Annotated in this window: 15 protein-coding genes and 1 tRNA gene; 13 read left to right on the forward strand and 3 right to left on the reverse strand. The window is 36.5% G+C overall.

Annotated elements, in window-relative coordinates; translation table 11 throughout:
• From OMU_RS11440 to OMU_RS11475, 10 genes are read left to right on the forward strand one after another with little or no spacing between them, the layout of a single operon-like run.
• Complete coding sequence (locus tag OMU_RS11440; protein ID WP_010746262.1) at positions 1-879, forward strand: phage distal tail protein domain-containing protein; 879 nt, start codon at positions 1-3, stop codon at positions 877-879.
• A complete protein-coding gene (locus OMU_RS11445; protein WP_010746263.1) occupies positions 876-1,925 on the forward strand; it encodes a hypothetical protein in 1,050 nt (349 codons plus the stop codon). The genes OMU_RS11440 and OMU_RS11445 overlap by 4 nt, the downstream gene beginning before the upstream one ends.
• A gap of 2 nt (positions 1,926-1,927) precedes the next feature.
• The gene (locus tag OMU_RS11450) at positions 1,928-2,716 is read left to right on the forward strand and encodes a hypothetical protein (protein WP_231371772.1); all 789 of its coding nucleotides are present in this window, start codon (positions 1,928-1,930) and stop codon (positions 2,714-2,716) included.
• 12 nt (positions 2,717-2,728) lie between these two features.
• Positions 2,729-4,570 carry a BppU family phage baseplate upper protein gene (locus OMU_RS11455; RefSeq protein ID WP_016180073.1) on the forward strand — a complete coding sequence of 614 codons (1,842 nt, stop codon included), beginning with the start codon at positions 2,729-2,731 and terminating at the stop codon, positions 4,568-4,570.
• An 11-nt stretch (positions 4,571-4,581) separates the two neighbouring features.
• On the forward strand, positions 4,582-4,932 hold the full coding sequence (locus OMU_RS11460) for a hypothetical protein (protein WP_010746266.1): 351 nt from the start codon (positions 4,582-4,584) through the stop codon (positions 4,930-4,932).
• Positions 4,933-5,046 carry a CD1375 family protein gene (locus OMU_RS23920; protein ID WP_010746267.1) on the forward strand — a complete coding sequence of 38 codons (114 nt, stop codon included), beginning with the start codon at positions 4,933-4,935 and terminating at the stop codon, positions 5,044-5,046.
• Between the two features lie 37 nt (positions 5,047-5,083).
• Positions 5,084-5,209 (forward strand): CD1375 family protein, encoded by a 126-nt coding sequence (locus OMU_RS23925; RefSeq protein WP_010746268.1) that lies wholly within the window; start codon positions 5,084-5,086, stop codon positions 5,207-5,209.
• A 55-nt stretch (positions 5,210-5,264) separates the two neighbouring features.
• Positions 5,265-5,507 (forward strand): hemolysin XhlA family protein, encoded by a 243-nt coding sequence (locus tag OMU_RS11465; RefSeq protein WP_016180074.1) that lies wholly within the window; start codon positions 5,265-5,267, stop codon positions 5,505-5,507.
• 11 nt (positions 5,508-5,518) lie between these two features.
• Positions 5,519-5,716: a phage holin gene (locus OMU_RS11470; protein WP_010746270.1), complete on the forward strand. Its 198-nt coding sequence runs from the start codon at positions 5,519-5,521 to the stop codon at positions 5,714-5,716.
• Between the two features lie 10 nt (positions 5,717-5,726).
• A complete protein-coding gene (locus tag OMU_RS11475) occupies positions 5,727-6,734 on the forward strand; it encodes an N-acetylmuramoyl-L-alanine amidase (protein ID WP_016180075.1) in 1,008 nt (335 codons plus the stop codon).
• 166 nt (positions 6,735-6,900) lie between these two features.
• Here the strand turns inward: OMU_RS11475 and OMU_RS11480 are convergent, their stop codons facing one another.
• Positions 6,901-7,428 carry a hypothetical protein gene (locus OMU_RS11480; RefSeq protein ID WP_016180076.1) on the reverse strand — a complete coding sequence of 176 codons (528 nt, stop codon included), beginning with the start codon at positions 7,426-7,428 and terminating at the stop codon, positions 6,901-6,903.
• A gap of 449 nt (positions 7,429-7,877) precedes the next feature.
• Here OMU_RS11480 and OMU_RS11485 point away from each other — a divergent pair.
• Positions 7,878-7,949: transfer RNA gene (locus OMU_RS11485), tRNA-Met, on the forward strand.
• A gap of 673 nt (positions 7,950-8,622) precedes the next feature.
• Here OMU_RS11485 and OMU_RS11490 read toward each other — a convergent pair.
• Positions 8,623-8,877 (reverse strand): hypothetical protein, encoded by a 255-nt coding sequence (locus OMU_RS11490; RefSeq protein ID WP_016180077.1) that lies wholly within the window; start codon positions 8,875-8,877, stop codon positions 8,623-8,625.
• Positions 8,878-9,521: 644 nt separating this feature from the next.
• On the opposite strand from OMU_RS11490, the gene OMU_RS11495 reads away from it, so the two are divergent.
• Positions 9,522-10,139, forward strand: a complete 618-nt coding sequence (locus OMU_RS11495) for a YitT family protein (protein ID WP_016180078.1) — start codon at positions 9,522-9,524, stop codon at positions 10,137-10,139.
• Between the two features lie 325 nt (positions 10,140-10,464).
• Positions 10,465-12,216, forward strand: a complete 1,752-nt coding sequence (gene recQ, locus OMU_RS11500) for a DNA helicase RecQ (protein WP_016180079.1) — start codon at positions 10,465-10,467, stop codon at positions 12,214-12,216.
• Between the two features lie 98 nt (positions 12,217-12,314).
• Here recQ and OMU_RS22885 read toward each other — a convergent pair.
• Positions 12,315-12,436: ISL3 family transposase (locus OMU_RS22885; protein ID WP_016179795.1), on the reverse strand; the 122-nt coding region annotated here is incomplete at its 5' end.

Below are 12,436 nucleotides of genomic sequence, written 5' to 3' on the forward strand. Positions count from 1 at the left end.
ATGCGTCGAGAGTTTGAGCTAACTAACGGAGATGGCGATGCTATTTCCTTAAATGACAAAAAAGGTCTTCTGGGAGTAGATCCAGAAGGCCTTGGAATCTCAATAAGTAATAATTTCAATGCTAGTAATGGTAACCAGAGATTGGTTGAGTGTGAAGCGGATTTCGAAGAGTTCAAAATAGATATCATTTATGGTCTTCGTGATCACCAACAAACATACCAAATTTATCTTGAGTTTGTTAAGTTCCTTTCTCATCCGCCTATTGTATTAAAGTATGCAAGTGACGCAGGGGAGAAATACAGAAATGTTGCGCTGAAACGATTAACTAAGTCGGAACGTTCATTTGGAAGGTTGCTTAAAGAGTCTTTATTACTCGAATATTTAACCCCTTGGTATGAAGTAAAAAAAGCAGAAATTCAACAAAGTAATCAAAAAATATATACGAGAGGGAAAATATACGGATTCACTTTTCCTTACGTGTATACTCAAAATGCAAATGAAAAGACCGGAACTTTTAATGTTTCGAATGATTCAGTTTATCTTTTCAACAATAAAGATCGTAGTTCGCCTGTAAAAGTAACGGTTTCAGGTGAATGTAAAAATCCGTATTGGGAAGTATTTAAGGATGGAGAACTCGTCGCTAGCGATGGGTTCTTTTTGAATTTAGAAGAAGGACAAACACTAGTAGTATCGAGTCTTTTTCAGGATCGAACAGCGCTACTTTATGATTCTCAAGGAAATGTTTCTTCAGTTTATCAGCAACAAGATCACACAAAAACAAATTTTGTGCATATGCCTATTGGAAACTCATCCATCGTTTTTCATACTGCAAATGCTGAGGTTTCTGTAGAAGTTTATGAGGAGTGTGATGTTTTTTGATTCTGTCCATTCATCTATATAGGTTTGACTTATCGAAGTACGAAGAAGAATACATTAGTGAGGACTTTGATTTTGGAATCGATGAGATTTCTTCAAATTGGGTTAGCGAATTTGATTTGAATAAGTATGTGCAAATTGAGAAAGGAGATTTTCTTTTAGCAAAAGATATTGAGAGCGGAAGAGTACTATATTTCGGTGTAATTGATTCACAAGAAGATATCAAAATAAGATGTAGAGATTTAGCGCAAGCACTTGGAGATAGTAGTATCCCAACTTGTAAAACTACTGGTCCGAGTTTTGAGGAGCATTTCAAGCGGTTGATAGAAAAATATCTCTTAAGTGATCCGACAAAGAATCTTTCAGAGATTCTATCTGTGAATACAGTAACCAATACGAATCATAGTTATCAGGCAACCGAAGTTACTTCGAGAAAACTGAATAGCTACCTACGAAATGCATTTAAAAAATACAACATAAAATGGTGCTTTGAAGAGATTCGCGACGATAAGATCATTTCAAGTATTAAGCGAATCGATACGACGAAGCAAATCAAGGATAATTCAAGTGAGTTTTACGACTGGAATGTTTTCATCAAAAAGCCAGGAAATGGTAACGAAAACATGTTGTTGATAGTGGATAAGAAAATGACTGATATAGAGAATCCTAGAATCCTTTCTACATATTATCTAGATGATCAGAATGAACTAACCACAGATAAAACTAACGAAAGTATTCTCAAACCGACAGTCAGTATTGTATCGATTTACGACACCGAACAAGAGGATAAGCCTAGCTATGAAGAAGTAGCAAATTCTGAATTAAAAGGCAACGCGTACAGTCACGAAATCAGCGTGAGTATCATTCTAGACTCGAAAAACTTTGATATTCGTGATTTACAAACAGGATTACTTTTTGATGTAACAGTAAAAGAAAAAATGTATAAGTCCGTGTTAAGTGCGTGGAGAATCAACAGTAACAGCAATTCAATAAATCTTACTTTTGGAAATATCAGAAGCAGGGTAAGTGATTATTTTGACGAAGATTAGGAGTGATTAGTTTGGCAGATAATGTAGATGGATTCCAGTTTGACAATGTGAAGGTGAGTGCTGCGAATGATGCGAAGTTGTATCATACCCTAGCTCAGCGAAGGAACTATGTGATAAAGGGATATGAGCAGGAACTGAGACTTTCGAAGAGTGGATTAAAAATTACTGTAGGTGCTGGTTGTGCATTAGTACAAGGGCGTTTTATTTATTTAAAAGAAGCTCAGACGATAACTGTTCCAGCAAATTCGAGTGGTTATATCGTCTTGAGAATCGATTTAACTCAAGAAGTCGTTCCAGATTTGGAAAATGATCCTGCAACTGATTTATATACATGGACAAATAATCAAGTCAGTTTGGAGTGGGTTACGTCATTAGTAAATGGCAATCTTAATCAAGGAGACAAAGTATATACATTTTCACTTTGTAGTTTCAACTCAAATGGTTCAAATGTTAATTACGAACTGAATGAGTCAAATTATAAAGGATATGTAATTGTCGACAGAACAAAAAATACTGACCCAGCATTGAAAGCTGGTCAAATAAGATTCATCAGGACAGGAGATTTTGTTTTAGTCCATTGTAGTTTTCAAACTAAAGATGCTGGGTTAAAAGCGAAAGAAAATATAATAAGTAAAGTCCCTGAAAACCTTGCAATTGATTTTAGTTCACATATCTCTTTGACAGGGACAGGGGAATTACTCGTTGATGCTCAAACTCAAGCAGTCAGTACTGTATGGGGTCTGAAAGGAAATACTTATTATTTAGGCACAGGAATCTATTTGGCCAAATAGGGAGGAGAGAACTTGAGCAACATAAAACTAATACTAACTGAAAATAAAGCAACTCCCTATAGAAAGCAGCGAGTTGTAGGAAGATTAGGTGATGGTGGACTAACAACAATTGATGTTGAATTACTTCAATCGGATGGAAAGACGCCATATGCGGTGTTTTCAAATCATGAATTAATATTTGTAGGAACAAATGCAAAGGGCGAGTATACAGATGGTGTTCCTGAGATTTTGGATGGTCAAAAAGGGATCATCCGCTACACGTTCACTAAAGAAAATTTTAGTGTTCTGAAAGAGTTCAAAAGAGCTTATTTCCAATTGACTGATGCTGAAGGAAGCAGAGTTACTTTCCAAGATTTCACAGTCGATGTGCTTAACAATTCTGATATTAATCAAGGTCAGGTAACTTTATATGTCAGGTTATTGGATCAATTGTTGGCAGATTTTGAAAAGCGATTTGGCAACCAGTCCGTTGATTTTGAGGAGAGATTTAAAGTATTTCTTCAAGCCAAAGATTTACAGTATCAGAATATTTATCAAATGTATAACGATTTAGTCATCAAACTTGATAAGTTATCAAAAGACACAAAGTCTATACAAGAAATGCAAGCAGAGATCCTGAAATCAATTGAAGAGCACGATGTGTTCACCAAGCAAGAAAGTTCCGCTAACGTGATCTACCAAGTAATTGGGAAAGAAAAAGCTGAAATAACTTTTAGACTGGATGCAAAAAGTGAGTTTGTTAAGGTTTCGTCAGTAGGTTACACAACTTTATTATCACCAACGAATGTGAGTTGGACACCATTGACAGAAGAACAATTGAACAACTTATCTTCTTTGGACGGAAGTCTTTACTCTGCTAGAGATGTCGCTGCTAATTATATGAAACAACTCAAATATGATTGTGATATTCTTGGTTTCTTTAAATCACTTTTGGGTGAGAAGTTCTTTACTATTCGTGGAGCGACTACTGATTCTCAAAAAGTAGAAGTATTAGAAAGTTTAATAACTGATTTCACTTCAAATGTTTACGGTTATGGCTCTGGTGGCGGTATTAATAAACTTACTCATCGTAATTGGAATGGAACATGGACGGTTAGTGATTCTACCGCAGCAAACGAAGTTACCAGAATTGGTCAGACTATAGAAAGTACCGATACTAACTGGAAGAAATTGATTAATGGCGGAAAAATCTCTGTTTTAAGCAACAGTGAGCCCACGATTAGTCCAAACTATTCAACAGTGAATATTGATTATCTGTGTCTTGATGTCACTATTGAGCTATCTGCTAATGAACATTTTGAATACATGATAGCGGCCAATCACATAGAAAATATTGCAACTGAAGAAGAGGCGGAAGCAGGAGAAAACAATGAGAAGACAATGACACCGCTGCGCGTTTTTCAAGCAATTGCGAAATGGACGAAAGACAAGTTTGTTTCTCGGACTGAAAATGAGACTGTACTTGGTGTTAAGAACTTTGCCAATGGCCTTCAAGTTGGCGGAAACAACGTTCTTACTCAAAACGGTGAAATCCGTTTTGTTACCAACTCTACCAACAATTCTTCACTTAAATCGGGCTCGATAGTTTTCAAACGGTACGGTGATGATGTAGATATCTATGCAAATTTCCAAGTCAGAGCAAGTGGGGATTTAACAAGGGATATGAATATTGTAGCTGAATCTATTGTGGATGATATTTTTGAACCTGGAGAGAATTTCAGCTTTTTTGTTGGGAATGAAACGGCTCAAGCAGTCGTCAAGTTTGTTGGGAAAGGAATCAAGGCGCACAGTACGTTAACAAAAGGCATCTGGTATGTTGGAACTGCATCATATAAGGCAAAAAACAAATTGTAGGAGTGAGTGATATGAAATTAATTTACAAGGTATTATATCCGATTGGATATGAAATACACGAGGTAGCAGATGATTTCCCAACTTCTATTCCATTTGTGGAAGTCGAACCTATTCAAAATTTAGAGAATCCGCAGTCGCAGTTTTTCAATTTTGCAAAAAATGTTTGGGAAGAAGTTGTAACCCAGAACTTTAACGAAAAGCTCGAATTAATAGAAACACTTAATCAAGCTATTCAAAAGCAGAATGAAGAGTTGAAGATTAAAGCTAAAGAACAAGAAACTCAGTTAACTGATACACAGTTGGCTTTGGCAGAAGTGTACGAAATGTTAATTCCTGCCGATGCGGCGAAGGGGGATATGTAAATGGCGAATATTTACGTGAATTTGATCCGGAAGGGATTGAAGACTATTGAAGAAGTTCCTAGAACAATCAGAAATGAAGTACAAGCAATCCTTGATGCAGAAACTGCGGATTAGGATTGCTTTTTATTTACTCAGAAGGGAGGTGGAAGAAATGGCCGTAGTATATGCGACTTTAATTATTAAAGGCAAGAAGACGATTGAACAAGTACCAGGTCTAATTCGCGAGCAAGTGAAAGAGATTCTAGTAGATATGGATTTGCCAGAATTGGCAGAGTAACAATTTAGCCTCGTTTTTAACGGGGCTAATTATTTAGTTGGAAGGCGGGGGAGTTTTGAAAGATGATACTGCACAAGATGTTATTGAGCGCTTAGTGCGCATTGAAACAAAACTTGATAATTACGAGGCATTGAGAGAGAAGGCGGATGCTGCGAAAGATGTGGCGGATCACGCATATTCTATTGCACTCAACAATGCTGATGACATCAAAGAAATTAAAGCAAACAATAAATGGTCATGGGGTTACATGATCGGTTTAGGTATTACTATATTAGGCTATTTCTTAACGAAATTATAGGGGGGTTTGAAATGATTTTACCGGACAAGTATTACCAAATTATTAAATGGGCGGTTCTCACAGTGTTGCCAGCTGCATCTGTTTTAGTTGGCACACTTGGAAAAGCATACGGTTGGGGTGGCGCGGATATGACTGTGCTAACAATTAATGCTGTAGCTACTTTTTTAGGAGTAGTTACAGGTGTCTCAGCATACAATTCGAAAAAATAGGAGGAATCACATGAAAAAGAAAATTACGTTACTGAGCCTTTTACTGGCTCTTTTTTTATTGCCTATTAATGGGTTTGCTTACACGATCAATAACGAGTTCAATTTAGGGGCGAATGAAGGCAGTCCAATTAGAGCGAATCATAATTACATTATTGCTCACGATACTGCAAATCCTAGCGCAACAGGACGTAACGAAGCTACCTTTATGAAGCGCAATTGGATGAATGCCTACACTAGCTATATTGTTGGTGACGGTATTGTCTACCAAGTTGGTGAACCAGGATATGTACAATATGGAGCCGGAGCTTTTGCGAATGCAAATTCACCTGTTCAAATTGAACTGCAGGCAACGCCAAATCCAGCGCTCTTTAAACAGAACTATAAAGTTTACATTGAATTAATTCGTGACAGTGCGAAACGGTTTAATATTCCTCTTACTGTAGACAGTCCAGTAGGCGGCAAAGGGGTCATCAGTCACCAATACATTTCTACGAATTGGTGGGGCGATCATACGGACCCGTATGGCTATTTAGCAAGTCAGGGTGTGTCTCAAGCGCAATTTGCGCATGATGTGAAGTATGGGTTTGAATCAAACGAGAACAAACCTGCACCGACTCCAAGCAAACCTGTAGATCCAACTACCGCAGGATCAGGATATTCTGTAATGAACGATGGCAAAGGAAACCATGCTCATGTTGATCAATGGGGGAGAATCGGGAACACCTTGAAGGCGCGTGGGTGGCATATCGCTAATTACAAGTATCAATATGTATTTATTATTGATCGGACAACTGGCAAAGAATTGGCACGCCAGAAAGCACCTGGAGTAGCAAGACCAGATGTGAATGCTGCTTATCGGACGACTGGGAATGTCGGTTATGATGTGAATTTCAATGCTAAGCATTTTAGTGGTAAGTCAGTCATTGTGATGACACGTGCTACAAATGACGCTAAAGGTGATGTAAGTGGAGGTCATCAAGACTTCTACGAAACACGTTGGTATCACGATATTAAATAAAAGAAAGAACTCCCTTTGCAAAATAACAAAGGGAGTTAAAAGGTAATTAATTATGAAACAGATTTTTATTGGTGTGTTAACTAATGTTGAATTTATTAAAACATTTATACTAGGAGCAGTATTGATCGCTATAGGATTATTTTGTTTGTATCTATCAAGAAAATGATCATTTATTAATAAAGCTTGTTAAAGTTTTTTTAACTTTAAGAACGACTTTATCTTCATGACCATTTCTCATATTTGGAGAAAACTCATATGATCCTTTTTTATAATTTATTTTGAAGTTAATTTGAATTATACCAGTCATATCCGTAGTAGGAACTCTTAAAAGTAAGTATTGTTGTGGTTCTAGTTCACTCGTTCTAAACTGGATACTTGATTTTTTAAAATGGGTCAAATCATTACTTAACTCTGAAAACTCAATACTACTCATTAATGAATCCTGCGGACTTATAATAATAGTCTTATGGTTTGGGAATTCGTTTTTCTTGTCAAAATCAATTTCCTCAATAATATCATAATCATTATAGACCGCTGTTTTATCAATTTTATCAACATTTTTTACAGTGATACTTTCATACTCATAGGGTTTAATAAAGTATACAAGACCCTGAAGAATGGTGAATGCTCCGACGAAAGTTAAAATTTGAAACAGCCAGTATAAAATATAGTGGTTATCCTGAAATGATTCCATAGCGTTCTCCTTTAAGAATTATTGATATTTTATGATACCACATTTATCTTTGGAGATTGAATGTCTTTGAAACCCGTTGGTATCACGATATTAAGTGACATTAAAAAAGAGTTTAGACGAGAATGCGCTTGCAAGATATTAACAAAAGAGCTATTATGAATGTGTAAGTTTTGCCAGAACTTACTTCTTTTTCATAACTAAGTTTCATCTTGATCGGCAACCAGTCGTGTGCGGGCTGGTTGTTTCTTTGTGTAGTGTATCACTTTGTCATGAGTGTATCATTTGCAAAGAAATCGGTTTCTAGGTAACATCTACTCTATTGGGAAGTCACTCGCCCATAAAAAAAGGGAACGTCAGATACAGTTACTTGGGGAAGTGGACTGTGGGGAAGATCTGACGTTCTATTCTGTATTATAACACGTTTTAAAAATATTAATCCTTATTTAAGAGTATTCCTAGTTCAATTGGTAGAATACTCCGGTTCATATCGGAAGATGCGGGTTCGAGGCCTGCGGGGTACATAAAAAAACTAAATGTAATCTAGAAAACTGATTTTAAGTTAAATAGTTATAGTAAAGACCTCTAAACTAAGCTGTTTTTTCTATTGCATATGTAACCTTAACATTATATACTAAAGATCCAAGTGAATCTTTTATTTTCTCTAGGGACGCTCAATAATTGAGCGTCCCTTTTTGGTGCGATATCATCATATTGCTTGTCAATGTAACCGTTACATTGTAAACTGAATTTATTCTAGAGAATCTTTTATTTCTGTGGGAGCACCTGAGTGATCGGGTGCTTCTTTTTATTAGCTTTACTTACCCCTTGCTAATGTAAGCGCTTTAGCTTACAATACAAGTATCCTAGAAACTTTTCTTTCATTTTATCTGCGTGCACTCGAATAATCGGGTGCTCCTTTTTATTTTAGAGATCATTTTGTTTGCCATTGTAACCGTTTTATATTATGATGAATTTACTAAGTATCCTCATACCTCAACTAAACAGGAGGGGCAGGCACCCTGGCGAAAGGTGCCTGTTTTTTATTGCACTGAAACCTAAAAGTGATAAACTGCTAAGTAGAGAGTAATCCGCTCTCACATTTTCTTTTGCCCACTCTTTACCCTTGCTAAAGAGTGGGTTTTCGTATGCAGCAAACCCCCTCTACAGCCTTAGTTGGTTGTGGAGGGTTTATTTTTATATTTTCATCATTTCAAACTCCATCATAATCTTCGTCTTGCCAATCACCGCATATTTCTTCACCACGAACTGTTTTCTACTATTGTACTCGCCAGCAACAGCGATCCGCATTCCATCCTCTACATCTGCAAGAAAATTCAACGAGTGACCAGCAATCAAACAGCTAGTATCATCAAGCTTAAAATAGACGAGGGGACGTTCAGAATACTTAAGAATTTTTACGCTACTTACAATACCATTTAACGATTTCATACGATCACCCCTAGAATAAGATATTTATATCATACAAACATATGTTCTGGTTGTGAAGGGGAACAATTTATTAAATTTGATTGTTCGTCATATCGCCGCCCAAAGCTAAAAACTGCATGAGTAATCACCAATATCGTTAGAGCTTGAATTTGATATTTGTTACCTGATGAAGTATATTTGTCTAGGTATTATTAAACCTCTTGAGGAACTCTTAAACCTTTGTGAATCAGGAAATAAGATAAGAGGCATTCATGGCAGTTCTGAAAATGGACGAAGATGAACCTAAGAAGAAATAGCTTTTTTGAACTACGATTAAAGTTATGAGGCGTTGGATCAGTGATCCTACGCCTTTTTATATGTTCATATAGTTGGAACTGGCAAGTAGATGAGTCTGATTCTTGATTGAAAAAGAAGCTCCAACTTGAAAATTTAGCTATATTTAATTAATTACATAAAAATAAGAAAAGCATCACAGGATATACCAAGTAAAAATGTCTTAGCGGATTAATCGAATAATTATCTATTTCTTCAAAAGCTTGAATTTACTAACTACTGGCAATAAAAATTTCATAGCTTACTGAAAAAAATGACCATCATTTTAATAATTGCAATGATACGATTGGAGCACTATTAAAAAGAAGGTGATGGTCATTAATAAAGTCGTATATCTATTCAAAATTTCTTTCGGATTAGCAATTATCTCTTTAGCCTTGAATTTCTTTTTATTACCGCATAATATCGCTTCCGCAGGGGTTGGAGCGATTGGTCATTTACTTGAACTGAGATGGTCTGTCAGTAGCATTTATACAGTTTGGTTCATTAATCTGTTCATGCTCGTATTGACCTATATTATGTTGGACAGACAAGTTTTTTCTAAAATATTTTTAGGCAGTCTGCTTTTTCCTATTTTTTTAAAGGTTATTCCAGCGAACCAAGTATTATTTTCTCATATGGCTTCCTTAATTATAGGTAGTACATTGTTTAGTTTGGGAGTATTTTTTCTTTATAAATCCAACTCGTCAAATGGAGGAATTACTATCCCTCCCATTATACTCGAACGCTATTTTAGAATACCTACTCATCGAGGATTGTTGTTAACTAATCTAGTCATTATTTTTTTGAATTTCTATATTTTGAGACCGGTAGATGGACTTTTTGCAGTGTTATCGATTCTAATTATGACCTTCTCTATGAAATTATACACAGCTATTGATAATAAATGGCTGATACGAGAAGCAGGTAATATAAATATCAATGAGTAGAGTACCAAGCTGTCAATAGGATATTGGCAGTTTTTTTTTAGACAAAATTAGTTATTATTTTATGTGTCGATTCGATGCGTTGCTGTACTTTATTATCATGTTAGTTGATTTATTCTGAAACAGATGACTGAGAATAAACTCTTTGTAATCACAGCTTGCTACGTAATAGTCATTTGAGTATACTGGTTAAATGATGTCTCATTCTAGCTGTATTTCTATTTTGCTAATGTATTCTAAATAAGAAAAAATCACAGCTTCGAATTTTTTATCAAATAAATATGATTTTTGGATTTTAGGACAAATACAATCAAGAAAGGGCATATTTATGGAACGAATTAAAGCTCTATTATCAGAAAAATATGGTTATACGCAATTTCGGAATGGGCAAGAGGAGATCATTCAAAAGGTATTGCAGAAGCAGAATGTTTTAGGGATTATGCCGACCGGTGGCGGAAAGTCGATTTGTTACCAATTACCGGCACTTGTTCTGGAAGGTTTAACTTTGGTCATCTCTCCATTGATTTCCTTAATGAAAGATCAGGTTGATAGTTTGAATGAAGTGGGTATTCCTGCTGCGTTCATTAATAGTACTTTGTCCAATCTTGAGATGAATGAACGCGTGCGAAAGGCAGCGCGCGGCGAGATCAAATTGCTGTATGTGGCACCGGAGCGCTTAGAATCAGCGGATTTTCGCGAATTGTTGCGTTATGTTCCGATTGAACTTTTAGCAGTCGATGAAGCTCATTGTATTTCTCAGTGGGGACATGATTTTCGCCCAAGCTATTTAAAATTAGCGGAAACCATTGCGAATTTCGATCAACAGCCGACAATTATCGCGTTGACCGCGACCGCAACTCCACAAGTTGCAGATGATATTTCAAATCTATTACATATTTCAAAAGAAAATGAAATTAAAACGGGCTTTGCGCGAGAAAATTTGGCGTTTCAGGTAGTGAAGGATCAAAAAGATCTGTATTTGACGGAGTATTTAAAGTTAAATCAGGGACAATCAGGTATTATCTATGCTTCTACCCGCAAAGAGGTGGAGCGTTTGTATCATTTATTGAAGCACCAGCAATTTTCTGTCGGTAAATATCATGGTGGTTTGAATGATGCCGAGCGTATGCAGAATCAAGAGGATTTTTTATTTGACCGCATTGAAGTGATGATTGCCACTAATGCTTTTGGTATGGGGATCAATAAAAGTAATGTTCGTTTTGTGATTCACGCGCAAATTCCGGGGAATCTGGAATCCTATTATCAAGAAGCCGGTCGTGCTGGTCGTGATGGATTGCCAAGTGAGGCTGTCTTATTATACGCGCCGCAGGATCTTCAGGTTCAGAAATTTTTTATTGAACAATCTCAATCAGAAAGCTCGTATCAACAAAATGAATACACGAAATTGCGAGAAATGAATCAATATGGGCATACTCAAATGTGCTTGCAGCGCTATATTTTAAACTACTTTGGTGAGGATCAGCCGGATTGCGGAAAATGCAGCAACTGTTTGGATGATAGAGAATTAGTTGATATCACTACCGATACGCAAAAAGTGTTATCTTGTGTAAAGCGGATGGGAGAAAAATTCGGGAAGGCCCTAGTTGCAAAAGTTTTAACTGGTTCGAACGATCAAAAAATTAAACAATGGAGCTTTGAACAGCTGCCAACCTATGGCTTGATGAAGGAGTATTCGCAAAAAGAAGTGTCTGGCTTGATCGACTACTTGACGGCTGAGCATTATTTAGTGCCTTCTGAAGGACAATACCCTCTACTAACTGTTTCTGAACAAGGAATTTCGGTTCTTTTAGGCAAACAGGAGGTCTATCGTAAGCAAGCACCTGTGAAACAATTAGTTGCAGATGACGCACTTTTTGAAGAGCTGCGAAGCTTGCGTTCTCAACTGGCGCAAGAAAAAAATCTACCACCATATGTGATTTTCTCTGATAAAACATTGATGGAGCTAGCAGAAAAGCAGCCACAAACCTCTCTAGAATTTCTACAAATCAAAGGAGTCGGCAAAAGCAAGTTGGATAATTATGGCGAGCAATTTTTAGCGCTTTTGAAAAAGGAAAATTAATCGTTAAAAAAAGGCTCTTCGTCAAATCGTGTTGGTGAAGACAAATTTGAATAAAACTTAGTCCGATATGCGGCGCGTTCTGTGTGCCGCATATTTTTTTAGTTTTCAAAGATCAGACCTTGTTGTAAATAGATCCGTGCCCGAAAGTTATAAAAGTTGCGATAACCAAACGCAATTCGTTTAATCAGCTTGATCTTGTTATTCAGCCCCTCCGTGACGC

Origin of the sequence: Enterococcus avium ATCC 14025 (assembly GCF_000406965.1) — a bacterium.
GTDB classification, from domain to species: domain Bacteria; phylum Bacillota; class Bacilli; order Lactobacillales; family Enterococcaceae; genus Enterococcus_A; species Enterococcus_A avium.